The sequence below is a fragment of the Paenibacillus sp. FSL H7-0716 genome, from assembly GCF_038002705.1.
Lineage (GTDB): Bacteria > Bacillota > Bacilli > Paenibacillales > Paenibacillaceae > Paenibacillus_AQ > Paenibacillus_AQ odorifer.
Genome location: NZ_JBBODA010000039.1, coordinates 19,778 through 45,792, shown reverse-complemented (window position 1 = coordinate 45,792; position 26,015 = coordinate 19,778). Strand labels below are relative to the sequence as shown.

The 26,015-nt window shown below is 47.4% G+C and carries 21 protein-coding genes; 19 read left to right on the top strand and 2 right to left on the bottom strand.

What is annotated here, in order from left to right; translation table 11 throughout:
• Nucleotides 1–336, bottom strand: a 336-nt coding sequence (locus MHH60_RS28980; protein ID WP_341161185.1) for a DUF1720 domain-containing protein, incomplete at its 3' end; no start/stop codon positions are given.
• Between the two features lie 198 nt (nt 337–534).
• On the opposite strand from MHH60_RS28980, the gene hemC reads away from it, so the two are divergent.
• The 12 genes from hemC (at nt 535) to MHH60_RS28920 (ending at nt 19,086) form a co-directional block, all read left to right on the top strand.
• Entirely contained in the window at nt 535–1,488 is a 954-nt protein-coding gene (gene hemC, locus MHH60_RS28975) for a hydroxymethylbilane synthase (protein ID WP_076137787.1), read from the top strand.
• A gap of 5 nt (nt 1,489–1,493) precedes the next feature.
• Nucleotides 1,494–3,041 carry a uroporphyrinogen-III C-methyltransferase gene (cobA, locus tag MHH60_RS28970; protein ID WP_076137848.1) on the top strand — a complete coding sequence of 516 codons (1,548 nt, stop codon included), beginning with the start codon at nt 1,494–1,496 and terminating at the stop codon, nt 3,039–3,041.
• Nucleotides 3,042–3,933: 892 nt separating this feature from the next.
• A complete protein-coding gene (gene hemB / locus MHH60_RS28965) occupies nt 3,934–4,932 on the top strand; it encodes a porphobilinogen synthase (protein WP_076137785.1) in 999 nt (332 codons plus the stop codon).
• A gap of 82 nt (nt 4,933–5,014) precedes the next feature.
• Nucleotides 5,015–6,316 carry a glutamate-1-semialdehyde 2,1-aminomutase gene (hemL, locus tag MHH60_RS28960; protein ID WP_370511192.1) on the top strand — a complete coding sequence of 434 codons (1,302 nt, stop codon included), beginning with the start codon at nt 5,015–5,017 and terminating at the stop codon, nt 6,314–6,316.
• Nucleotides 6,313–7,248, top strand: a complete 936-nt coding sequence (locus MHH60_RS28955; RefSeq protein WP_256715206.1) for an RluA family pseudouridine synthase — start codon at nt 6,313–6,315, stop codon at nt 7,246–7,248. Before hemL ends, MHH60_RS28955 begins: the two co-directional genes overlap by 4 nt.
• Nucleotides 7,249–7,580: 332 nt before the next feature.
• Nucleotides 7,581–8,948: a LysM peptidoglycan-binding domain-containing protein gene (locus tag MHH60_RS28950; RefSeq protein ID WP_076137783.1), complete on the top strand. Its 1,368-nt coding sequence runs from the start codon at nt 7,581–7,583 to the stop codon at nt 8,946–8,948.
• A 581-nt stretch (nt 8,949–9,529) separates the two neighbouring features.
• Entirely contained in the window at nt 9,530–12,229 is a 2,700-nt protein-coding gene (locus MHH60_RS28945; protein WP_076129400.1) for a valine--tRNA ligase, read from the top strand.
• Nucleotides 12,230–12,234: 5 nt separating this feature from the next.
• Entirely contained in the window at nt 12,235–13,611 is a 1,377-nt protein-coding gene (locus tag MHH60_RS28940) for a bifunctional folylpolyglutamate synthase/dihydrofolate synthase (RefSeq protein WP_076137781.1), read from the top strand.
• 6 nt (nt 13,612–13,617) lie between these two features.
• A complete protein-coding gene (gene murC / locus MHH60_RS28935; RefSeq protein WP_036685137.1) occupies nt 13,618–14,994 on the top strand; it encodes a UDP-N-acetylmuramate--L-alanine ligase in 1,377 nt (458 codons plus the stop codon).
• Nucleotides 14,995–15,203: 209 nt separating this feature from the next.
• Nucleotides 15,204–16,370, top strand: coding sequence for a GGDEF domain-containing protein (locus MHH60_RS28930; RefSeq protein ID WP_076137779.1), 1,167 nt, complete (start codon nt 15,204–15,206; stop codon nt 16,368–16,370).
• Between the two features lie 18 nt (nt 16,371–16,388).
• On the top strand, nt 16,389–17,561 hold the full coding sequence (locus MHH60_RS28925) for a GGDEF domain-containing protein (RefSeq protein WP_143766755.1): 1,173 nt from the start codon (nt 16,389–16,391) through the stop codon (nt 17,559–17,561).
• Between the two features lie 337 nt (nt 17,562–17,898).
• The gene (locus MHH60_RS28920; RefSeq protein ID WP_076137776.1) at nt 17,899–19,086 is read left to right on the top strand and encodes a glycosyltransferase; all 1,188 of its coding nucleotides are present in this window, start codon (nt 17,899–17,901) and stop codon (nt 19,084–19,086) included.
• Nucleotides 19,087–19,177: 91 nt separating this feature from the next.
• Here the strand turns inward: MHH60_RS28920 and MHH60_RS28915 are convergent, their stop codons facing one another.
• A complete protein-coding gene (locus MHH60_RS28915) occupies nt 19,178–20,164 on the bottom strand; it encodes a diaminopimelate dehydrogenase (protein WP_038573038.1) in 987 nt (328 codons plus the stop codon).
• A 238-nt stretch (nt 20,165–20,402) separates the two neighbouring features.
• Here MHH60_RS28915 and MHH60_RS28910 point away from each other — a divergent pair, with 238 nt between their 5' ends.
• The 7 genes from MHH60_RS28910 (at nt 20,403) to mreD (ending at nt 25,976) form a co-directional block, all read left to right on the top strand.
• Nucleotides 20,403–21,641, top strand: coding sequence for an SPOR domain-containing protein (locus MHH60_RS28910; RefSeq protein ID WP_076137774.1), 1,239 nt, complete (start codon nt 20,403–20,405; stop codon nt 21,639–21,641).
• Nucleotides 21,642–21,840: 199 nt separating this feature from the next.
• The gene (locus MHH60_RS28905) at nt 21,841–22,086 is read left to right on the top strand and encodes a DUF4321 domain-containing protein (RefSeq protein ID WP_036685144.1); all 246 of its coding nucleotides are present in this window, start codon (nt 21,841–21,843) and stop codon (nt 22,084–22,086) included.
• A 34-nt stretch (nt 22,087–22,120) separates the two neighbouring features.
• Nucleotides 22,121–22,717: a Maf family protein gene (locus MHH60_RS28900; RefSeq protein ID WP_036685146.1), complete on the top strand. Its 597-nt coding sequence runs from the start codon at nt 22,121–22,123 to the stop codon at nt 22,715–22,717.
• Nucleotides 22,718–22,742: 25 nt separating this feature from the next.
• Nucleotides 22,743–23,432: a RadC family protein gene (gene radC, locus MHH60_RS28895; protein ID WP_036685147.1), complete on the top strand. Its 690-nt coding sequence runs from the start codon at nt 22,743–22,745 to the stop codon at nt 23,430–23,432.
• 38 nt (nt 23,433–23,470) lie between these two features.
• Complete coding sequence (locus MHH60_RS28890; RefSeq protein WP_036685150.1) at nt 23,471–24,505, top strand: rod shape-determining protein; 1,035 nt, start codon at nt 23,471–23,473, stop codon at nt 24,503–24,505.
• 62 nt (nt 24,506–24,567) lie between these two features.
• Nucleotides 24,568–25,446, top strand: coding sequence for a rod shape-determining protein MreC (mreC, locus tag MHH60_RS28885; protein ID WP_076137772.1), 879 nt, complete (start codon nt 24,568–24,570; stop codon nt 25,444–25,446).
• Nucleotides 25,446–25,976 (top strand): rod shape-determining protein MreD, encoded by a 531-nt coding sequence (gene mreD / locus MHH60_RS28880; RefSeq protein WP_080742577.1) that lies wholly within the window; start codon nt 25,446–25,448, stop codon nt 25,974–25,976. Before mreC ends, mreD begins: the two co-directional genes overlap by 1 nt.
• Nucleotides 25,977–26,015 lie beyond the last annotated feature (39 nt).

The following is a 26,015-nucleotide window of genomic DNA, read 5'->3' as shown; positions in this document are numbered from 1 at the left end:
CGTTGAATTGGGATGGAGTAGCTGAGATGGCGGGATGTACGGTATAAATGCTGTTGAATTGGCTCGAAGTGGCAGGAATGGCGGAATGTGCGGTATAAATCCCGTTGAATTGGGTTGAAGTAACTGGAATGGTGAAATGTACGGTATAAATGCTGTTGAATTGGGTTGAAGTAACTGGATTGAAGTAGCTGAGATGGTGGAATGTACGGCAACAAAGCCCTCTAAACGAGCAACAGTCGCCGAAGGAGCTAAAAGAAGGGCAAAAATGCCTTTAAATTGAGCAACAACAGCCAATTTAGCAAAAAGAGAGGCACAAATGCCCTCTAAACGAGCCACAGTCGCCGAAGGAGCCAAATGAAAGGCAAGAATGCCTCAGGCTTGGTGGGAGTCATCCGAAGTAGCGAATTCAAAGGCAATAATGCCTTTTTTAGAGTGAGAGTAGTTAATTGGTTAGTTTGGGTTTGGCTTTGGATTTCTAGTGCAAGGTTCTGCGGTGAAGAGTAAGAGGCGAACGTTACCAGGAGGAATGGACAAATGCGTAAGGTTATAGTGGGGAGTAGACAGAGCGCGCTTGCGTTGACGCAAACGGGACATGTGATTGCTGATCTGGAGCGACTTAGCGAGGAGCATGGTTTTGGATTTACCTTTGAAGTGAAAAAGATCGTCACCAAAGGTGACCGTATTCTTGACGTTACTTTATCCAAGGTAGGCGGCAAAGGGTTGTTCGTGAAAGAAATCGAGCAAGCGATGCTGGAAAAAGAAATCGACATGGCGGTGCACAGCATGAAGGATATGCCATCCGAGCTACCGGATGGGTTGATCAATGGTGCTGTGCCGAAGCGTGTCGATCCGCGTGATGTTTTGATCTCTAACGGAGGCATCTCGCTAGACGAGCTGCCTCCGGGTGCACGCGTAGGCACAAGCAGCCTACGCCGATCCAGCCAGCTCGCTGCGCTGCGGCCTGATCTGGTCATTGAGCCCGTGCGCGGCAACATTGACTCGCGGCTGCGCAAGCTGGAGAGCGGCGAATACGACGCAATCCTGCTGGCAGCGGCGGGGCTGTCGCGTATGGGCTGGCAGGATCGCGTGAGCGCCTACCTGCCGCCGGAGGTTTGCCTGCCCGCTGTAGGGCAGGGCGCACTCGGCATCGAGTGCCGTGCAGATGACGCTGACCTGCGGAAGCTGCTGGCATTATACAACGATGCCGATACGGCATTGACGGTAGCGGCGGAGCGTACGTTCCTTGGCGTGCTAAACGGCGGCTGCCAAGTGCCGATTGGTGCTCATGCGGTGCTTGACACAGCCGCCAAAGCTGCTACCGCTGAGCACAAAGTAATCTCGTTAACGGGGATGGTGGGAACACCGGACGGTTCAACGATTTTGAAAGAAACTTGCACGGGGGTTGACCCGGTACAGCTCGGCGAAGAAGTCGCTAAAAAGCTGATTGCAAGAGGAGCGGAGAAGATTCTGTCAGACGTTAGGGGATGAGTGGATTGACGGGGAAGGTTTATTTGGTAGGTGCAGGTCCTGGGGACGCAAAGCTGATTACTGTGAAAGGCCTCGAGTGTATCCAAAAAAGCGACGTGCTGGTGTATGATCGCTTGGCAAGTCCTAGATTGCTGAAATGCATGAAACCCGGCGGGGAGAAGATTTATGTAGGTAAGCTGCCGGATCGCCACACGATGAAGCAGGAAGAGATTAATCAATTGTTAGTTGATTTGGCTTTACAGGGGAAAACAGTGGTGCGGCTTAAGGGTGGGGACCCTACGATTTTTGGCCGGGTGGGTGAAGAAGCGGAGCTGCTGCGCAAAAATGGGATCTATTACGAAATCGTACCGGGCATCACGTCAGCGATCAGTGTACCTGCCTATGCCGGTATACCTGTTACGCACCGCGATCATGCCTCTTCCCTGTCGATTATCACCGGGCATGAGAGTCCGGATAAACTGGATCATTCCATTCATTGGGATAAAGTAACGAACGCCACGGGAACGTTAGTGTTTCTGATGGGCGTAGCTAAAATAGGTTATATCAGCGCTCAGCTGATCAAGCACGGACGGCCGCCAGAAACACCAGTGGCACTTGTGCGCTGGGGCACCCGCGCGGATCAGGAGACGCTGACGGGAACCCTCGCCGATATTGAGGCGAAGGTGAAGGCGGCGGATTTTCAGCCGCCGGCAGTCATCGTCGTTGGCGACGTGGTGCTGCAGCGTGAGCAGCTGAAGTGGGTCGAGGCGATGCCGTTGTTCGGCAAACGCATCGTGGTGACACGGGCTCGCAGTCAAGCAAGCGAGCTGGTGGATAGAATTGAAGAACTCGGCGGGGAACCCTACGAGTTCCCGGTGATCGAGACGATCATGCCGGAAGGGGCAGAGAAGAAGGCGAAGATTGCAGCGGCGTTTGGCGCGCTGGAATCGTACGACTGGGTATTCTTCACTAGCCCGAACGGCGTGGAGTTTTTTTGGCGCCACTTGGCGGAGCTGGGGGCGGACATTCGCGGGCTACACCGCGCGCGTATTGCAGCGGTGGGGCCAGGCACAGCCGCCGCGCTGGCGCAGCGCGGGGTGATTGCTGAAGAACTTCCGGCGAAGTTTCAGGCGGAAGGTCTGATTGAGACGTTCGGTCCCCAGCTGCTGCCGGGACAGAACGTGCTATTGCCGCGCGGCGATCTGGCGCGGGAATGGCTGCCGGGCAAGCTGAGAGAGCTTGGCCTTCAGGTGACAGATGTGGATACTTATGAAACGGTTGTCACTGGTGAGGATGACGACGAGCTGCTGAAGCTGCTAGAGGAAGGTCGCGTACACGCGGTAACCTTCACCAGCTCGTCAACCGTGCGTAATTTCTTACACGTCCTGAAACGGATGGGGCTTGAAGATCCGCTCCCGCTGCTTACACACGTGAAAATCGCCTGCATCGGCCCGTTAACGGAGCAGACTGCGGTAGACGCGGGACTGACACCGGGACTCTTGCCTGAAGAGGCAACCATAGATGGTTTGGTGCAGGAGCTCTGCCGCTGGAATGCGGAGACTCAGCTGCAGTAGCGCTCGGAGCGAGGATAGAACGAAGCAATAGTTTACTGGTGAGCTCAGCTTAAGTAGCTTACTTTCTGGTGGAAAGGTAGAAGCTGATTACTATGCGGGGTGAGTAAGAGCTGTTCAACGGAGAAAGGCAGTGCCTGCTTAGAAATATAGCATTCAGCTTATAATTTGTTACATTACAGGCTAGAGTTTTGTTCGTAGTTACTAAATAGTTCGTAGTTACTAAATAGTTCGTGGTTACATGTGAGTTCGTGGTTACTAAATAGTTCGTAGTTACATGTGAGTTCGTAGTTATTAAATAGTTCGTAGTTACATGTGAGTTCGTAGTTACTAAATAGTTCGTGGTTACATGTGAATTGGTAGTTATTAATGAGTTCGCGGTTACTTTTACTAACTAACATTTGTTGGTTTGCTCGCCGTTATATCTACGCTCAAAAGTGCCACATCGCTACCTTCAAGTAACATATAAATTGAACTCCGAACGTAGTGACTTATGGAGTTCGGAGTATAATATTTGGTTGTAAACTAACTGGTATGTAGAGAATATGCAGTAGATTAATGTCAGCAGATCTGCTTAAAGTTTAGGTTTAGTTGTACTTTATACAATTAAATTTCCTATATATCAGTTAAAGTCGAGTTTAGTTGCAGTATGTGCAATTAAATATCCGCTAAATGAGGAATCTTCGCTCTTTTGTAATAAATAACTGTAGAGAATGCAACTAAAGCTTACAATTAGGACAAAACATCGAGATAGTTGCACAAACTACAACTATACGCAGTTAGCCAGTGGTCGGCAGTTTGAATGCGGCTAATTTGGACTTGGTTGCGGTTAGTTGTAGTTTGTTGGCAGACACATAGTTTGGTTTTATATTTTATTTTTCAGGAGGATGAATAAATGAGCTTTCCAATTACACGTCACCGCCGTTTGCGCGGTTCTGCTGGAATTCGTGGCATGGTGCGGGAGACGATACTGAATGTGCTGGATATGGTACAGCCTATTTTTGTGACTTATGGAACAGGTGTGAAGAATGAGATTAGCTCGATGCCGGGCGTGTATCATTTTTCGCTGGATACGTTAAAAGCAGAAGTGGACGAGATTGCCGCACTAGGCATCCCGGCTGTATTGTTGTTCGGGATTCCTGAGACGAAGGATGCTATCGGTTCTTCCGGTTTTGCAGAGGATGGAATTGTGCAAGAGGCTACTCGCTTGATCAAGCAGTGGTACCCAGAGCTGTTGGTCGTTGCAGATACCTGCCTTTGTGAATTTACGGATCACGGACATTGTGGAATGGTGCATACGCATACGGTGAATGGTGTGGTCCATGGCGATGTTATCAACGATGCCTCGCTGGAGCTTTTGACTCGTACGGCGGTATCCCAAGCAAAAGCTGGAGCAGATATTATCGCCCCTTCCAACATGATGGATGGATTCGTTCACGCAATTCGTGCGGGACTTGATGAGAATGGCTTTGAGCATGTGCCGATTATGTCGTATTCGGTCAAATATGCTTCGGCATTTTATGGCCCTTTCCGCGAAGCAGCGGATTCAGCGCCACAGTTCGGGAATCGCAAAACGTATCAAATGGACCCTGCCAATCTGCGCGAAGCACTCCGTGAAGCAGAATCCGATGTGCTGGAAGGCGCGGATATGTTAATGGTGAAGCCGGCACTGGCTTACCTAGATGTGATTCGTACGATTCGTGATCAGTTTGATCTTCCTTTGGTGGCTTATAATGTGAGTGGAGAATATTCCATGGTAAAAGCAGCGGCACTGCAAGGCTGGATCGACGAGCAAGCCATTGTGCTGGAAATGCTGACGGGCATGAAACGTGCTGGTGCGGACATTATTATTACTTATTTTGCAAAAGATGCAGCCCGCTGGCTGCGCGGCTAATCTTCATCATACCGACATCGCGGCAGTTAATATATATTTGTACAAGCTTGTGTAACCAAGAAGAGAATAGGAGTGAAGATACATGAGTAATGTGCCAATGGCGCGTAAAGAGGAAGCGTCCCGGAAGGCTTTTGATGAAGCAAAACAATATATTCCCGGTGGGGTGAACAGCCCTGTACGGGCGTTTAAATCCGTAGGTCTGACTCCGATTTATGTAGATCATGGGATGGGTTCGCGTATTTTTGATATCGACGGCAACAGCTTTATCGACTATGTGCTCTCATGGGGTCCGCTGATTATGGGTCATGCGCATCCTGAGGTTGTGAAGGCATTGCAGGAGACGGCGGTAAAAGGGACAAGCTTTGGCGCCCCAACGCTGCTCGAAACGGAAATGGCAAAAACCGTGGTTGAACGAGTGGCATCTGTAGATATCGTACGCATGGTTAACTCTGGAACGGAAGCTACGATGAGCGCGATTCGTTTGGCACGTGGTTACACGGGGCGCAGCAAAATCTTGAAGTTCGAAGGCTCCTACCACGGTCACGCCGATAGTCTGCTTATTAAGGCTGGCTCTGGTGTAGCTACATTGGGCTTGCCGGATAGCCCGGGTGTCCCAGAAGGCGTTGCAATGAATACCATTACGGTTCCTTACAATGATTTGGAGTCCACTCAGATTGCTTTCGAACGTTTTGGCAATGAGATTGCCGCAGTGATCGTAGAACCGATTGCCGGCAACATGGGCGTTGTTCCACCGCTTCCAGGCTTCCTGGAAGGGCTGCGTAAATTAACTTCTGACAATGGTTCGCTGCTTATTTTTGATGAGGTAATGACAGGCTTCCGTGTTAATCGTGGCTGTGCTCAAGGCTTGTTCGGGATTACTCCGGATATTACTTGTTTTGGCAAAGTTATCGGCGGCGGACTTCCAGTGGGTGCTTATGGCGGCAAAAGAGAGATCATGGAGCAAATCGCTCCTACTGGACCGATTTATCAGGCGGGCACACTTAGTGGTAATCCATTGGCGATGGCAGCCGGATATACTACACTCAAGCTGTTGACACCGGAAGTATATGATCGTCTGGAACAATTGGGTGCACGTCTGGAAGCGGGTTTGAAAAAGAATTCAATTGAGACTGGCATTCCGCTCACGATTAACCGGGTGGGATCGATGGTTTGTCCGTTCTTCACTGAAGGACCTGTAATCAATTTTGAAACGGCTAAGTCCAGTGACACGGATCTTTTCCGTCGTTATTTTGGTCATATGGTAAACCAAGGCATCAGTGTGCCACCTTCACAGTTTGAGGGGATGTTCATATCGGCTGCACATAGTGAGCGAGATATTGATGATACCATTGAGGGCCATTATAATGCCCTGAAGGCCCTTTGAGCATCGGAGCCGGAGAAAGAACCGGTGGTGGCGCTTGGACCCGGCGTGGAGAGTGGCTGGAGGTAACACCCGGCAAAATCATTACTGGAGCCGAGGATCCGCAGGCGATGATTGATAAGTGGCTGCTAGAAACTGTAGGCATGCCCGAGAAACTTCATCTGCGGTTACGCCGCGAGGGAGGCATTCAGTGGAAGGGTGACCGGCTTCGGCTGGCGCTTTTTCCCGATCGTGAAGCGGGGCTTGAACCGATATGGGAAGAGCTTGAGGTGCTGTACGAGGATGATTTTTGCCTGGTAGCTCATAAACCAGCTGGGCTGGCGGTACATCCAGATGGCAGTGGAACAGGTGTAACTCTGGATCACCTCGTAGCTGCGCATTACATCACTTCCGGGGAAAATGTGGCTGTGCGCCATATTCACCGCTTGGACAAAGATACAACGGGTCCGGTGATGTATGCGAAAAATGAGTTTGCACAGTTAGTTCTGGACGAGAATATGCGTGAAAAAAGCATCTCGCGGCACTATGCCGCGATCGTTGAAGGCATTGTGCCGCCTGCGCTTAAGGTGATCGATGCCCCGATTGGGCGCGATCGGCATCACGCTGCTCGCAGACGTGTCTCGCCCGGCGGACAATCTGCCGTGACGCGAATTATCGAGCGCGAGGCACTGCATGGCGGAAGCCTGGTGCATGTGCAGCTGGAGACTGGACGGACGCATCAGATTCGCGTTCATCTCAGCCATATGGGTTATCCCTTGTATGGGGATGACCTATATGGCGGTCCGGTTTGGGCTTCCAGCGCTGCCGGCCGCCATGCCCTGCATGGCGAGGCGCTGTCCTTCCGCCATCCTTGGAGCGGAGAACAGCTGGAAGTCAGCGATCCGTGGCCGGAGGATATGCTGCAGCTGCGAGATTTGCTGTCTGAAGCACCCTGACAGATACGTAAGTAGCTAAAGAACAGTAGAATCAGCAAAAGCTGGTTCTGCTGTTCTTTTTCTATTTTTTTCAGAAAAAAAACATCTATCCATGTCTTATTAATAAAAGCAGCATATAATACTTTGTTCTTACGAAGTAGTGCATCTATCAGCAGGCTGAAGGTTCGGTGAGCTCTTAAATTCATGAAATTTATTAGCATCCTGTCCGGTTAGTACTACCAAAGTTGTCATGCCTCTCTGTTTGAAGCATATACATGTGGGGAGTAACATTTTGGGCTTATGCTCTGGGCCTGTCTCAGGGTTAGATTATGCCAAGAAGGAGGACATATCCCGTGTTTGATCAGTCCCACGGCTTGCGGTTTGATATTTACGAACGCATTCACCTTTCGGAAGAGCTTCCGGGAATAGCTGAGCTGGAGGAGGTTGAACTACTTCCGGAAATACAGGTGATTCAGCGGGAGGATCGGGCCGAGTTATATGGTCAGCTGTTGCTTACCGGGCTTTACCGGAGTGAAGATGACCGAACACAACGTCTGGAGCATGCCATTCCCGTGGAAATCACTGTTCCGCTTACACGCGTCAGCTCAATTGAAGATATTGGGGTAGAGATTGAGAATTTTGATATCGATCTGCTCACGATGCGCACTGTGAATATAACAGGTGTGTTATCGCTGCGGGGGATCGGTGGTGCGGACCCTCAACCTCAACCAGCCTGGCAGCAAGAGGAGTATACAGTCGCCTATTCTCCTGTGAATGATGACAGGGTAGAAGCTACTGCGGAGCTACAAGAACAGGAAAATGATGCACTTTATGAAAATTCTCAGTGGACCTTCGGTGAGGATGCCTCACAGGTTGCTGTAGAAGAACATGAGCATGCCGAAGCGAATGAACAGGAAGCAGAAGAATCACTAGTCTCAAGTGGAGCCGCCCATACGTCCCCTGTAGTCAATTTCTCATCCGGTCAGGAGAAGGACAAGGGAGCTAAAGCACGGACACATAGTCTGGAATCCCAAGTTGATGATGCTAAAGCGGGTTTATCCGATTACTGGTTTAAAGCCGAGGCCCAGAACAAAGAGGTTGAGGTGTCTCAGCTGAATCAAGCAAGCTATGTGAGCGAAGAGAACCAACAGTCGGCAGAGGAATATTTTACTCCTAGAGAGACTGCTGTCCTAGCCGTTAGTGCAGATGCAATTCAGGATATCCCTGTATTCGCTTCTGAAAATGAGGCTAATAACGAGCTTCCTAAGCAAGAAGAGAATACTGCGCCGATTAATGAGAATGCGAACGAAGTTTTTGTTTCACAAGAGAGTGTGGCTTCTCATGAGGAGAAACAAGATCTTAAGATCGCCTTGGGCAGTAAAAAGGAAGCGGAAATTCCGGAAAAAGAACATCTCACCTTCTCCTCTTTACTAAGCTCCAGTCGTGTCCGTAAAGAGCAGGAAGCTCTGCAGTCGGAAGGAAATACATCTGCAGCAGTGGACGTTCCAGAGGTTGGCAATAATACGGAATGGAAGAGCAGATTCATTGCCAGCGCGGATGGAGCTAACATGTTCCGCAAAGTTCGGCTGTGTATTGTGCAGCGTGAAGAAACACTGGATACCATAGCAGAGAAGTATCAGCTAAGTGCGCGGGAGCTGGTAATGTATAATCGCTTATCCGGGCAGAGTGTAGAGGAAGGCCAAGTGTTGTACATCCCGTAATCGAATCGTGATGCGTACACACATGAATAGGTGAATCCCGATCAGGTATTAGGATCGGGATTTTTGCTGTTTCTTTGTTGGAAGGGATGCTTCAGAAGAAATAAGTCGAAATTCAGCCTAAAGTCCCGCTGCAAAGGCGTATCCAGGTTGACTAGGGGGGGCTCAAAATGTATTATGGAGTAAGCAATATCTAAGTAAAGACTGGGAACGGGAAGAGTAGGCGGTCAGCCCTTCAGAGAGCGGAATTGCAAGTGCTGTGACATTCCGTAGGAAACAGCCCCCGAAGTCGCCCCGGAGTCGCCCTTCTGAGCTTATCTTCATACCTGTGAAGGATAAGTTAGGTTGTGGCCGGTAGCAGCCGTTATCTGTACGAGTGTCGCGCTAAGCTTCTGAATCCGTAGGATAAGAAGTGTAGTTTTATTTTTCATTGGCGCGAAACAAAGGTGGTACCGCGAAAGAATGACCTTTCGTCCTTTGAGACGAGGGGTCTTTTTGTTTTTTTCAGAGACCTGTGTGCTCTATACAGCAACTTTATTAACAACTATAAGCAACTACAAGTAAACTAGTGGAGGTATCAGAGAATGGCTGACCAAAACCATCTAACAGCGGCAGATGCTGCTGCTACGAATGAATCTAAAAACGAGATGCCAACAACGTATGATCCGAAGGCAGCAGAACAGAAATGGTATTCCTACTGGACAGAGGGCGGATATTTCCGTGCAGGCCAGCGTCCGGATGCTAAAGCCTATAGTATTGTGATCCCGCCGCCAAACGTAACAGGAATGCTGCACATCGGGCATGCGCTCGATTTCACATTACAGGATATCCTGATTCGTACTAAACGGATGCAGGGCTTCGATACGCTTTGGTTGCCAGGTACGGACCACGCAGGTATTGCAACACAAACGAAGGTAGAGCAGAAGCTGCGCGAGCAGGGGATTTCCAGACATGACCTCGGACGTGAGAAGTTCCTGGAGCAGGTGTGGGATTGGAAAGACAAATACGCGAACACCATTCATGAGCAGTGGGCAAAAATGGGACTTTCCCTTGACTACTCCCGCGAGCGTTTTACCCTCGATGAGGGTTTGTCGAAGGGAGTTCGCGAGGTATTTGTTAAGCTTTATAATAAAGGCTTGATCTATCGCGGTAAACGTATCATCAACTGGGACCCGGCGGCTCGTACGGCGTTGTCGGATATCGAGGTTGAGTATAAGGAAGTTAACGGTCATCTGTACCACCTGCGTTACCCCCTTAAAGATGGCAGCGGACATATCACTGTAGCGACCACACGTCCGGAGACGATGTTGGGTGATACAGCAGTTGCTGTTCATCCTGAGGATGATCGTTATAAAGATCTGATTGGAAAAACGCTGATCCTGCCGATTATCGGCCGGGAGATTCCAATTATTGCTGACGAGTATGTAGATAAAGAGTTTGGCAGCGGTGCGGTTAAGATCACGCCAGCTCATGATCCAAATGACTTCGAGGTAGGTCAACGGCACAATCTGCCGCAGATCAACGTAATGGATGAGAGCGGTACGATGAACGAAGAAGCAGGACCTTACCAAGGTCAAGACCGGAGTGAATGCCGTAAGGCCATCACGGCGGATCTGAAGGAGCAAGGCGTTCTGATCTCTATTGAAGATCATGTGCATCAAGTTGGACATAGTGAACGCTCAGGAGCTGTTGTTGAGCCGTACCTGTCCACACAATGGTTCGTGAAGATGCAGCCGCTCGCCGAAGCTGCCATCAATGCACAGAAGGATGGTAATGGGGTTAACTTTGTACCTGAACGGTTCGAAAGAACCTACCTGAACTGGATTGAAAACGTACGCGACTGGTGTATTTCCCGTCAGCTTTGGTGGGGACATCGTATTCCGGCTTGGTATTCTGAATCTACCGGTGAGCTGGTTGTGGCGAATGATGAGGAAGAAGCGCGCCGGATCAGCGGCCTAACCGACTTGAAACAGGACGAGGATGTTCTGGATACTTGGTTTAGCTCCAACCTCTGGCCGTTTGCAACCCTAGGCTGGCCGAATGAAGACAGCGCAGATTTCAAACGTTACTATCCGAACGATGTGCTCGTAACGGGCTACGATATTATTTATTTCTGGGTAGCGCGGATGATCTTCTCAGCGCTGGAATTCACCGGAGAGAAACCATTCTCCGACGTATTGATGCATGGTTTGGTACGGGATGCTGAGGGACAAAAAATGTCCAAATCACTCGGCAACGGTGTAGATCCGCTTGAGGTTATCGAGAAGTACGGTGCAGATGCTATGCGTTATATGATTTCTACCGGTAGCACAGCGGGTCAGGATTTACGCTTCCGCTGGGAAAAGGTAGAGCAGGCGCGTAATTTCGCTAATAAGATCTGGAATGCGTCACGCTTCGCCCTCATGAATCTTGAAGGGGTTAGCTTCGAGAATATTGACATTACTGGTGAGCTAACTACGGCTGACCGTTGGATTTTACACCGCCTGAACGAAACTTCTCGTGAAATTACGCGTCTAATTGACTCGTACGAGTTCGGCGAGACTGGCCGCCAGCTGTACAACTTCATTTGGGACGATTTGTGTGACTGGTATATTGAGTTCGCGAAGCTGTCGCTTTACGGAACAGATGCCGCAGCCAAAGCGAAGACACAGTCCGTACTTGCTTATGTACTCGACCGCACGATGCGCTTGATCCATCCGTTTATGCCGTTTATTTCGGAGGAAATCTGGCAGCATCTGCCGCATGAAGGAGAGACAATTACTTTGGCTGCTTGGCCTGAGTATGATGCTGCTCTGGAGAACCCGCAAGCGGTAGCGGAAATGAACCTGCTGATGGATGTAATCCGGGCCGTTCGTAATATCCGTGCTGAAGTAAATGTACCGATGAGCAAAAAGGTTGATTTGATTATTAAAGCGAGCAATGAGGAAACGCTGAGCATCATTACTCGTAACGACAACTACATCGGACGTTTCTGCAATACCTCTTCTTTCGAAGCTGGCCTGAATCCGGAAACGCCAGACAAGGTAATGTCCGCTGTAGTAACGGGAGCGGAACTGCTTCTGCCTTTGTCGGGGCTGATTGATATTGAACAAGAAATCGCTCGTCTGGAAAAAGAAGTGCAGACGCTGAACAGCGAAGTAGAACGCGTAGAGAAAAAATTGAGCAATCAGGGCTTCGTGGCCAAAGCTCCCGCAAAAGTTATCGAAGAGGAGCAGGCGAAGCAGGCAGATTATTCTGCCAAACGTGAGAAAGTACTTGCCCGCATAGCAGAGCTGAGAGGATAAGAGACATGGATGACCTAAATCGGGGCGGGAGCACCGCCCCTCTTGCGACATATACCGAAGCGGTTAACTGGATCAAGGGCCTGATTCCTTTTGGAATCCGGCCAGGTTTAGACAGAATTGAGATGTTGATGGACAAGCTGGGAAACCCGCACCGTCGGCTGAAATTTATTCATGTGGCGGGTACCAACGGCAAAGGCTCCACCTGTGCTTTTTTGACAAGCGCACTTTTGCAAAGCGGCTATTCTGTAGGCACCTTCACGTCTCCGTATATTACGAAGTTCACGAACAGGTTCCAATATAATAATATGGACATTCCTGAAGAAACTCTTCTTGAGCTAGTGAATACCCTTCGTCCTTTGGTAGATGAGATTGCAGAAACGGAATTTGGCTCACCAACGATGTTTGAGGTAACTACAGCTGTGGCCATTCTATTTTTTGCGGGTGTTTCTTGTCCGGATGTTGTCGTATGGGAGACTGGGCTTGGGGGAAGGCTGGATGTAACGAACATCGTTACTCCGATCGTGTCGGTGATTACAAATGTCGGCCATGACCATATGGATATTTTGGGAGATACGCTTGAGAAGGTTGCAATGGAGAAAGCCGGAATTATCAAACCCGGTGTACCTGTTGTTAGCTGCGTAAATCAACCGGAAGTCGTGGCTGTACTCAAGGAGAAAGCGGCGGCTTGCCGCTCTACTCTTTATCTTGCCGGAGAAGATTTTAGCTATGAAGCTACTGGAATCCATGCGGATGTGCAGACCTTTAACTTTAAGGGTCCCTTCCGTTCGCTTGAACTTGGGATTGTGATGAAAGGCGAACACCAGATTAGCAATGCGGCAGGAGCCATGATGGTTCTTGAAGTTTTGCGCCAGTATATGGCGTTCATGTTAGAGGATGAAGATGTTCTGGAAGGATTGCGTCATGCATTTTGGGCTGGAAGGCTGGAAGAGGTAAGTAAATCTCCGAGGATCGTACTGGATGGAGCACATAATCCGGAAGGCGCGGAGAGCCTTGCCAAAAGCCTGCCACAGCTCTATAAATACGGTAAATTAAATTTACTTATGGGAATGATGGCAAATAAGCATCATGAATCCTACTTTAAGCATATACTGCCTATAGTGGATACGCTCATCCTGACCGAACCGGATTTCCAGAACAAAATGGACGCGGAGCATCTGCAGGTTATCGCAGAAAGTCTGCGGGATAAATATGCCAAGGAAAACTTGGTAATCATAGTAGAACATAATTGGGGAAAAGCGCTGCAACAACTGAAGTCGATTACAGCGGAGGATGACCTTGCCGTCGTATCTGGTACGCTGTATTTGATTTCTGACGTGCGCGGTACACTTTTGCAGCAACCCGATACTGAAAAAGGCTGGTGACGACTGTTGGATACTACTGAACGTGTGCATTTTATAGGGATCGGCGGCTACGGTATGAGCGCGATTGCCCGAGTAATGCTAGAAATGGGATATACGGTTACGGGCTCCGATGTGGCTGCCCAAGAATTGACGGATAAATTGATTGCTAAAGGTGCCAAGATTTATATTGGGCATACAGCAGAACAAGTAAAAGGTGCGGATCTGGTCGTGTACTCTACGGCTTTGTCCAGCGATAATGTGGAATGGGTGGAAGCAGAGCGTCTTAAGATTCCAATTCTGCACCGCTCACAAATGTTAGCCCGTTTATTGAACGAACGTAAAGGGGTAGCTGTTGCCGGAGCGCATGGTAAAACAACTACATCCTCTATGATCGCACTTGTAATGGAAGAGTGTGAAGTTGATCCTACGTATATTATCGGCGGAGAGATTATGAACGTCGGTACGAATGCAAAGGCAGGACAAGGCGATTATGTAGTGGCGGAAGCGGATGAGAGCGATGGCTCTTTCTTGCACTATCATCCTTGGCTTGGAATTGTCACGAATGTTGAAGCAGATCACTTGGAGAATTACGGCGGAGATTTTAACCGCCTCAAGGCTGCTTACGTACAGTTTATGAACCAGACCCGTGAAGACGGCACTGCGATTGTGTGTGCAGATGACGAGAATGTGATTTCTTTATTGCCTGAAGTGTCAGGTAAGGTGATTACTTACGGCATCAAGTCCAAGACTGCAGATTATATTGCCACAGACATCGTTCTTGGGGACCGTCAGGTTTCGTATACGATGAACCATAATGGCGTAGTATTGGGACAAATTGAACTATCCGTGCCAGGCCAGTACAATCTGTATAATTCAATGGCTGCGGTTATCGCTTGTTTGAAGTCAGGAATCTCTTTTGAAAAAATCGCTGAAGCGATCGTGAAATTCCATGGTGCGAAGCGCCGTTTTCAAGTGCTCGGAGAAGTCGATGACATTCTGGTCATCGATGATTATGCGCATCACCCAACTGAAATTCAGGCGACAATCAGTGCTGCTAAGGCAACGGGGAAACGGATTATTGCCGTATTCCAGCCTCAGCGGTATACACGTACGTTCTTCCTGCTAGATGCCTTCAGCCGTGCCTTTAGCGAAGCAGATGAGGTGATCATCACCGACATCTACTCTCCGGCGGGTGAGAAGCAGATTGAAGGGGTTACATCTGCGAAGCTGGTTGAGCTTATTGTGCAGAACAGTAACGCCGGTGCAAGACATCTGCCAACCAAAGAAGATGTGCTTGCTGATCTGAAACCTCGTATTGCCCCAGGTGATCTGGTGATTACGATGGGCGCAGGCGATATCTGGAAGGTTGGATACGCATTGGCGGACGGCTTGAAGAAGCGTTAATACAAACACAGGCCTACACGAGAATATTCATATTCTCTTGACCATAGCACTTCCCCCCGAGCTCCGTGCAGGGGGAAGTGCTTTTTTGTATACTTAAGCAGTGTATGTACAATCTAAAAAATGAAATAAATAGGGTATTTGCTGAACCAGCCATTGAGTGCTATAGTGCTGTCAGTAGAGGATCAATTTTTCCGTGTAGGTGGTGACTCATGGACTCCCAGCTTGATATCAAAACGTTAGTGTATTTATTTATTTTTGGAAATCTATTTATATTGCTGCTGATAACCAATTACCGGAGGAGCGCTCCTAAAGACAGGGCATCCACCTTATTCATACGCTCCAAGGCGGTGCAGCTGCTCTTCTGGTGTTCATTATTATTATGGGGTCATATCCCCCGCGCTTTATCCATTCCACTTAGCAACGCTTTGATTCTTTTAGGCTGCTGTCTGGAGATTATTGCTTTACTGCTGATGATGGGAATCCTTGGGCAGCGGATAAAGTTGTATTACATAACGCTTTCCATACTTAGTTCGATTACTTTTAGTATTGTTGCGATCTTCTTTCATCATTCCAGCTGGCGCATAGCCTGTACCTCACTATGGTCGATACTGTTTATTGTCTATCCAGCTTACCACCTCACGGTGAACCCCAAAGGCACGCCTCTTCAGAAGATACTCGGAATATTGTTTTACGCTTTTGCAGGGATTATGCTGCTCCGCGCGATTGTTGCATTGATTTGGGAGCCAGAGATGAACGTGTTCACAACTAATCTTTCGCAGTATTTATATTATCTGGGGATGTATTTATTGTTGATTGTGGGAGCCGCAGGCTTTATTCTACTTTCTAACGAGCATTCCTTTGTAAAACTGAAACGAATCGCTAGCTACGATGATTTGACTGGAATCCTTAACCGTGGAGCATTTCTTGAGGAAGCTGAAGTACGGCTTGAGAAGGCAGTTGCTGAGCAAGAGTACTTTTCGTTTATGTTGCTGGATTTGGATCATTTCAAAGAAATCAATGATACATACGGCCATGATACCGGCGATGTTGTTCTGGAAGAATTCGCATTGACGATTAAGGACAACCTCGAAAACAGCGATTTATTTGGCAGGCTTGGCGGCGAGGAATTTGCAGTTATACTTTGCGGGCTGGATGAAGCTGGCTGTGACCGGAAAGCTGAAGTGTTACGAAAGGCAGTAATGAAGACGCCTACACAAAAACTCTTACAAGGCTATACAGTTAGTATAGGTGTAATTACAATCATGCCGGATCAGGAGATCTGGATAAATAAGCTGTACAAGCTGAGCGATAAAGCGTTATACCAAGCCAAACAAGAAGGAAGAAACCGAGTGATCAGATACAATTATATTTATTGAGCTTGGAGAATACAGGGGGTGAAATTCACTAACATGCATCTGGATCTCAAGACACTGCTGGTCTGCCTCTTTATGTGGCAATCCTTTACGGTATTGCTTATTGTTGTCTATCGTTTGCGTTACGCGCAGGAACGGACTTCTACTCTGTTTGTCACGGCAAAATATTTGCAGCTGGCAGCTTTAATTCTCCTTTTGCTGAATGATTTCACAGACTCACGACTTCCCATTCCTATCAGTATGCTGCTTGCTTTAGCTGGAGGTACGCTGGAAAGCTTAGCGCTTCTGATGCTTCTCAGAGTTTTTGGGAGTAGGGTTGAACGATATTATACGATCCTATTCGGAGTATCCATTGTCATCGTAGTGCTGCTGCATTTAATTATGCCGGATGAGCGGTTCGTTATGGCTGCAACTTGTCTATTTGGGATTATGATCATAGCTTTGCCTGCTTACATATTAGCTGTGAAGATTAGAGAGACCTCTCTCCAGCGAACCATAGGACTGTTGTACTTTGTTGTAATTTTAGCGCTGGTTAGCAAGGGACTTGAACCGTTTTATTCGATGTTAGGATGGAATGCACAGACCTCTCACTGGCTGCAGATATTTTTTTATCTGGGGATTTATTTGCTTATGTTCTTAGGAACTGCAGGCATCATGCTGCTATATAGGGAGGATTCCTTCACGGAATTGGAGCGGGTGGCCACTTATGATGTGTTGACAGGTATTTTGAATCGCAGATCCTTTGTACAGCGCGCCCGGCCTTTAATAGCTGCCTTAGCAATGAAGAAGTTGCCATATTCTTTTTTACTGCTGGATGTGGATCACTTTAAACGCATAAACGATACCTACGGCCACAATACCGGCGACCACGTTCTGAAGGATCTGGCTCATAAAATAAAACAGCAGCTTGGCAATGGCGATCTGTTCGGAAGATTCGGTGGTGAGGAGTTCACTGTTCTGCTGCATAGAGCCGATGAACAAAACAGTGATATGATTGCAGAGCGGATGCGCACAGCGGTTACAGGGGCGGTCATTCATGGTGTACCCTTGCATTACACGATAAGTATTGGCGTCATCACAGTGGATTCAGGTGAACGATACTCATTGAACACTCTTTACAAACTTAGTGACACTGCATTGTATCAGGCTAAGAAGAAGGGCCGGAACTGTGTAGTTAGAAGTTATGACAACTAAAGTGTCTTCCTTTCGACAATAAGCGAGGGAGACGCTTTTTTTGTATGCAAAGAGGCGTAGTACATATTACCTAACGATTACAATTTCTATCCATAGAGCAATTCATGATTATGTATGGCGTGAAAAAGGGGGTTTTAATCTATTTTTTAGAAAATGTGGCGTTTTATAAGGGGAAATCGTGATAGAATTTTGGAAACTCAGAAAAAAACTTAAAAAATTTTAGACTTCTCCTATAAATCGACAAAACTTTTATGTGAAATGAGTTACTATTGAACTGCATCTAAAGTTTCAGTTAGTAGATGGGGGTTTTTATTACAAAATACAAGGAGCCAGAGTCATGCGAGAAAGAATGCTGTTCCTATCAGCCCAGAATCAAAGCGCAGAGGATCTAGAAGGAGAAATGAGAACAGGGAGTATTCTCGAGATTTTGCTTGGGAAATTTGATATAGATTTGCTGACGTACGGCAGTGCCAACCAAACCGTGTCTATAAATGAGCGGACGGCACTTACGGTTCATAACATTAACGAAGATTATACGACCTGGAGGCCAATGCTGCGCCCCTTACATAAACTGCGGAATTTCTCGAATTTAAGTCATATAGATAAAGATATGAAGAACACTATTTTGGAGCTTTGCCGTTCCAATAATTATAAGCATGTATTTATATCGCATGTCCTACTGGGAAAATGTATTGATATGGTGCGGAGCTTGCTTCCAGAAGCCAGTGTGATCACAGATACCTATAGTTTTGCAAACGGAAGCGGAGGATCTGCCGGAGAGACAGGGAAGTTAAGCAGGAAGAATCCCTATAATAAACTCAATGCCGCATGGGATCGTAGGAATAAACGGCGATTAATGAATAAAACGGGTCTACTTTTAGCAACCTCGGAATGGGATGCACTAGCGTTCAAATCTCTATCATTTGCCGATGCCCGTAAGGTTCATGTTGTCCCTCATTTCATCAAGATGAATGAGTACGAGACTTTTGCAGAGCCTGTGACTAAAGAAAATTCAATTGTGCTGCACTGGAATATGAATATGAGACTGGGAATAGATGCAGCCCGAGTATTCTTTAAAAAAACCTATCCCATGATTAAGGAGCAAGTGCCCGATATCAAAAGTTATATTATCAGCTCAGAGGTTCACCCGGAGGTCATGACTTTGATTAAGGAAGATGAATCGGTCATAGTCACTGGACCCGTAAATTCCTCTACTGAATACATACGACGGTCTAAAGCTGTTCTGGTGCCTATCCTTGAAGGCTGCGAAGTTTCTAGAAATATACTGGAATCCTGGGCGCTTAAAACGCCGGTGGTTACTAGCTCTATCATGTGTGAGAAGCTGAATTGTGAGCATAACCGAAATATTTTGCTGGCTAATACCTCGGTTGAGGTGGTTGGAAGTGTATTGAATTTACTGAAAAATCCTGAGCTTGGCGCCATTATTGCGGATCGTGCGCATGAGACTTTGTTGAAAAATTACGAAATGAATCATGTTAAGAGTAAGATTCTTAGTCTTGTATAGAGGGTTGTCAGACATGATGCTTGCCGCTCTGGACAACAAATAACCCGCGAGGACCATTAAAGTCCTACGCGGGTTATTTGTTGACAGGATTTTAGAGCAAGTTGCGGCGCAGTTCTTCTGGTGATTTCGGAGACAACATCCCAAGTGGAATATCGAAAACAGTACGCGCTCCGCTTTGACCTTCTTGACTCATACGCTGAGCAGCTCTGGCATAAGCCACAAGCACACTAGCTGTAAATTCAGGATTGCTTTCCAGCTTCAGGCCGAATTCAACAATTTGTTTCGTGCCTTCTCCTGTTACACCACTGCGAATAACGAACCCGCCGTGCGGAATACCGCTGTGCTGAGCTGCCAGTTCTTCTTCAGTGATGAAAGTAACCGTAGTATCATAATCTGCAAAGTAGTTCGGCATATTCACGATTTCTTCGCGAATACGCTCTTGATCTGCACCTGCCTCAGCTACTACAAAACACTCTCTAAGATGTTTTTCACGAGTAGTAAGTTCTGGTGTTTCACCCGCACGGATGGCCTCGATAACCTCTTGTACTGGAACCGTATATTGTACGCCACCTTTAACGCCTTCTACTCTGCGAATGGCATCGGAGTGACCTTGGCTGACGCCTTTACCCCAGAAAGTATATTCTTTACCTTGTGGCAGAATAGCTTCAGCTAGCAGACGGTTCATGGAGAATAGGCCTGGATCCCAGCCCGTAGAAATTACGCTGAGTGTTCCGCCTTGTTTAGCTGCGGCATCAACGGTCGCAAAGAACTCAGGGATTTTGGCATGAGTGTCAAAGCTGTCCACGGTATTAAACATCCGGGCAATGGCTGGTGTCTGTTCTGGCAGGTCGGTAGCCGATCCTCCGCACAGAATCATAACATCCACTTTTCCCTTATATTGTTCGACGGCAGAGATATGCTCGAATTTCACACCGGTTTCACCGGCTTCCAGTTGTCCAGGCTCTCTGCGCGTAAAGATCGCAACCAGCTCGATATCTTCACTTTGGTTAATAGCCTTACGTACACCTTTTCCTAAATTACCGTAGCCCACAATTGCTGCTTGAATTTTTTGTTTCAGAAAAAGCCCTCCTAAACTGTAATGAACTAAAATCCTATTTCTAGCTTAACTAGTATAGTGCACACTTTTAGCTCTTTTTATATAGTATATAAAAGTTACATGTAATGTAAACTGAATCCGTATAACTTTCATTATTCATTTGACTATAATTTATTATTCATTTGACTATAAAAATAGCATATCTCTCTATTGTCTATCATATATTTCCATATAGATTAGATGAGGTGAGGTGTTACTGTTGAATAACGGAAGAATGACATTCCGATTTGACGTGAATAAGGACGAGCCTAAGCCAAAACCGCAGGTAGTGGAGCGCTGGTCCAGTGGCGGACTGGGCACAGCTGAAGAATATGCAGAGGAGTTGCGCAAGGAGGTCGGTCCAGCACAGCAGCATACTTGGGTGCATGAACCTGATTTACGCTCTATGCGTGAGGCACCACCGGAGGATGCTTACGACTACTACTCAGGAACTGTAGATCCACGCCAGCAAGAATGGGACGAACAGGATAGAGATTTCAGAAATACGCAGCAATCATATCTGCTCTCAGATTTGGTACTGGATGAAAGAGATAAATCAGCAGAGGTTTACACGGGAAGTTATGGAGGCTCATACCATACTCGTCGCCCATCGTATTGGTGGAAATTATCCCTGTCTGTGGTGGGAGCGATCGGCACAGGTCTACTGCTTGGATATGCGGCGCTTTCCTTTTTTTATGGAGGAAACATGGACAGTAGTTCAGTAACCGGGATAACAGATACGTTGGCTACTTCAGGGCAGACTTCCGGAGCTAATGATCCAGCAGGTGTAGGAACCTCGGGATTGCCGGTTACGGGCACAGATGATGCCGGCAAAAACAGTATTCCTGTTCAAGTGGCTGCGCAAAGCTACTACCTGCTGCAGTATGGCGTATTCAGTACGCCGGCAGGCGCGGAACAAGCTAGACAAGAGCTGTTGGACGCTGGCTTGGCTGCGGGCTTAGACCCAGCTGACGGAAATCGTGTATATGCCGGAATGTCCTCTGACCGTGAACAAGCTAAGCTGCTCAGCAGTGGTCTGAAGAATCAAGGGATTGAGCTTTATGTGAGAGAGGTGGAGCTTCCCGGAGTGGAACGATTAGGATTTGCCGGAAATGCGGAGGCTGTGAATAGTTATTTTGCGGTGAGTGGACAGTTGCTCAGTGAACTAAGCAGTCAATCTGCTTCGTTACTCAGTGACGGGCAAACGGATGCGGCAGCTAATACCTCAGCTGTGAGTGATCTTCATCTCCAATGGAGTGAAGCTGTTAAAGCTCTGGAGCAAGGCATAACGCCTGAAGCCAAAAGCATTTGCGCAGCGCTAGAGAAATCTATGAGCCAAGGAATTTCAGCACTGAGTGAATATAACAAGAACAAGGCGCAAGCCCTGCTTTGGGAAGTGCAGGAGTCCATGCTGAGCTTCTTGACCAGCCAAAAACAGCTACTGTCTGCTATGAATTGAATGCTTGGATTGCGGGTTCAAAATAACAGCAAGTCTCCGGGAAATTGGGGGCTTGTTGTTTTTTTCGGAGAGGGGTATCGTTCCGCAACTTTTAGGGCAAAAGGTGGTAAACATTACCGTAGGGGATTTTACGTTTGTATTGATCACCGTTTCACCGTATAATAATTAGGGTGTCAAAAAATGGCGAGGGAAGACTGAGATGAAGAAGAAAAATGTAGGAACACTGCTGTTATTTCTAATTCTAGGCTGGCTGGCTGGAGCCTGGATCGCCAAGCTGCTGCAGCCCGTAAAGGCTCTGTCTTTTCTAACAACATCGACTGTGCTCAAATGGTCTCCGCGAGCCGATTTAGACATCATAACCTATGACATCACTATTCATTTGAAATTGTGCATGCTTAGTCTCGCCGGTATTATTACAGCTGTATGGCTGTACCGCAGACTGTAACTCTCGTTACTGAGCAAGAAGGGACGTTTACAACGTGGACAACTCACCACTCATTATTCTAGCCTCAGGTTCACCGCGTCGACGTGAGCTGTTATCCTTACTGGGTTTGCCCTTTGAGGTCATTACCAGCGAAGCTGATGAGAGCACACCGCCGGATTGGACGCCGGAGAGAATCGTGCGCAGTCTAGCTTTGCGAAAAGCAGAAGCCGTAGTAGCTGCAGCCGGAGAGCGTAACGCAGTCATTATAGGAAGCGACACAATTGTTGTATTAGATAATACTGTGCTAGGCAAACCGGTGGACAAGCTGGACAGCAAAGCGATGCTTACCAGACTTCAGGGCCGAACTCATAAGGTATACACGGGTGTAGCCTGCCTCGGACTCCCGAATGGGAAGACTATAGTGGAGCACCGTGTTACTTCCGTAACGATGAGGGCAATGACTGAAGAGGAAATTGCTGCTTATATTGCTACGGGAGAGCCTGCTGATAAGGCTGGCTCATATGCGATACAAGGGCTTGGGTCCATTTTAGTGGAACGAATTGAAGGCTGTTATTTCAATGTAGTCGGATTGCCTTTGTCGCTTCTTGGCGAAATGCTATCCGAGTTCGGCATAACGGTATTGAGCCGGTAGGAAGCCTGGGGAAAGAGGGATAGGGATGGAGTCGCAACCAATTATGCTGCGGGACCTCCCCCATGAAGAACGACCTAGAGAGCGCATGATGCATTATGGGGCGGAATCATTAAGTCAAGCGGAGTTGTTAGCCATTCTGCTGCGTACGGGAACACGCCGCGAGTCGGCTATTCATATTGCACAGCAGATGCTGGGGAAGATCGGTGGCCTGCGTGGGCTAGTTGACCTTAGCATCGAAGAACTGACCAAAATCAACGGTATCGGTCCTGCCAAGGCCGTACAACTAAAAGCAGGCATCGAACTGGGAAGGCGCCTTGCGAATTCCAGGTTCAATATGCCGGTCATTATCCGCTGTCCTGGGGACGCTGCAGAGATTCTGACTGAGCAATTGCGTTATTTGCAAAAGGAGCATTTTGTCTGTCTGTTTCTGAACACGAAGAATCATGTGATTGGACAAGAAACATTGTCCATGGGCAGCCTGAATGCTTCGATCGTTCATCCTCGTGAGGTATTCAGAGCAGCTATAAAATGCAGTAGCGCCTCTATTATATGCGCGCACAATCATCCTAGTGGTGATCCAACACCTAGTCCAGAAGATATTTCCCTAACCGCTAGATTGCTTCAGGCAGGTGAGATTATCGGAATAGATGTGCTGGACCATCTAATTATCGGAGATAGCAGTTTCGTAAGCTTGAAAGAAAAAGGACATATGTAATATAAATGTAGATTTACTTAGGAAAAGGAGAAATTAGCATGTTGGGTGGTTTCACAAAAGATTTAGGAATTGACTTGGGGACAGCGAATACGCTTGTCTACGTACGCGGTAAGGGCGTTGTTGTAAGAGAGCCTTCCGTTGTAGCCATTAACACTGATACTAAGACGATTGAAGCCGTGGGTGAATCCGCCAAAAAAATGATCGGTCGTACTCCTGGAAATATCCGTGCGATCCGCCCGATGAAAGATGGCGTTATCGCTGATTTTGATACAACGGCTACGATGATTAAATATTTTATTCGTCAAGCACAGAAACAGCGTTCTATGTTCCAGCGTCACCCTAATGTAATGGTCTGCGTGCCATCTGGTATTACTGCTGTAGAGCAACGTGCGGTAGAAGATGCTACCAAACAAGCTGGCGCTCGAGAAGCTTACATTATCGAAGAGCCTTTTGCTGCTGCTATCGGTGCGGATCTGCCAGTATGGGAGCCTACAGGTAGTATGGTTGTAGATATCGGTGGAGGTACAACTGAAGTTGCCGTAATCTCGCTCGGCGGTATTGTTACTAGCCGTTCAGTGCGTGTTGCAGGTGATGAAGCGGATGAGTCCATCATTCAATACATCAAACGTCAATACAATCTGATGATCGGTGAACGTACTTCGGAGCAGCTCAAAATGGATGTTGGCTCTGCCCTTCCTCTTGAAAAGGCTGAAACCATGGAAATTCGCGGCCGTGATCTCGTAACAGGTCTGCCAAAAACACTTACAATTACTTCTGATGAAATCTGTGAAGCTTTGTCTGACACAGTGAATGCTATTATTGAAGCTGTTAAAGTAACATTGGAAAAATGTCCGCCAGAGCTTGCAGCAGATATTATGGATCGTGGAATTGTTTTGACAGGTGGGGGAGCCTTGCTTCGCAACTTGGATAAGCTGCTTGCACGTGAGACGGGAATGCCGGTTATTGTTGCTGAGAATCCACTGGACTGTGTAGCTATTGGAACCGGTAAGGCACTTGAGAACATTCATTTGTTCAAGAGCCGCAGCGGATCCAGTCTTCGTTCGAAGAGATAAGATGATGTTCTACCACTTGTGTAAGTCAACCCCTGTTATGGGAGAAATACTGTTGTTAGAGGGTGTTGAAACTGTTTAAACTCTTAAGCAATAAACGTCTGTTTATTCTGTTGATTACACTGGTGCTGTTCATTGTGGTAATGGGCTTCAGCTTGGCAACAAGGAAAAACTTGTCCTGGCCGGAGAACTTTCTCAGAGATTCGACTGGTTTCGTGCAAAAAATGTTCTACAAGCCCGCTGGATATGTAGCGGGCTTGTTTGAAGATATTGGAAATCTGAGTGATCTTGCTAAAGAAAATGAACAGCTTAAAATTATGGCTGCCCAGTATGCACGTGATAAAGCCCAGTATAATTTCGTCAAGGCGCGGAATGACGAGTTGGAGAAAAATTGGAATTTCACTGAAGAACAGAAGAAATTGTATAAATATGAATATCGTATTGCACAGGTAATTAGCCAGACAACAGAGCCAAGCAATAGTACGATTGTTATCGATTTGGGCTCCAAAGATGGGGTTAGACCTAATATGTCCGTAATTTCAGTGGATGGTCTAGTTGGTGTTATCAGTAAGGTGAGCAATTTCACCTCCACGGTGAAGCTAATGACAATGATGGACACCAATGATCCTAATTCCCAGCCGCCTATTGCGGCAACTGCCTTAAATAAAGAGGGTAAATCCTTTGGGATGATTGAGAGTTATAATCCAGAGACGAACAGACTGCTGATGACTAAGATTCCACCGGGTGATCCTATTGCAGCGAAGGATACTATTCTGTCTTCCGGCATTGGAGGGTTATATCCAAGGGGATTGACAATAGGCACAGTTGAAAGCGTCGATGTTGGTGAATTTGGATTAACCTCCACAGCAGTGATTAAGCCTTCAGCAGAATTTCAGGACTGGAAGCAGTTGATTGTTGTGTTTACGGAGGAGCGTGCTGAATAGTGAATATGCGCAGATCAGTTCTTGTTCTGTTACTGTTCCTCTTATTTATTGTAGAGGGAACCATCTTACCTTGGCTGATTCCAGATGTGTGGCAGATGCGAATCATTCCGAATCTGGTTTTTGTAGTGTTATTGTTCGTGACTATTTATCATCATCGGCATACAGCACTTATATTGGGATTATGTTTTGGAATGCTGCATGATGTCGTTTTTTACGGCAGAATTCTTGGAGCACACTCTTTTGCGATGGGATTGTCGGCTTATTTAATCGGCCTTTTATTTCAGATTCCGCGTGCTCCGCTGCCCCTTATGATGACTGTGGTTCTGCTTGGAAGTCTACTTGAGGATAGTATACTATTTGGTATCTATAGTGTATTTAATCTTAATCAAGAACCTTATAGCTGGGCGATTTTGAATCACATGCTGCCGACGATGCTTTTCCATTTTGCCATCGGGCTACTCTTTTACATACCGGTTCGGCGCCAGCTTGAGCTAATCAAGAAAGAAACGAATAAGGAAGAAGCGGCTTAAAGAGCTTCTATTTTCTTTCTATACAAAGCAGGAATTTAA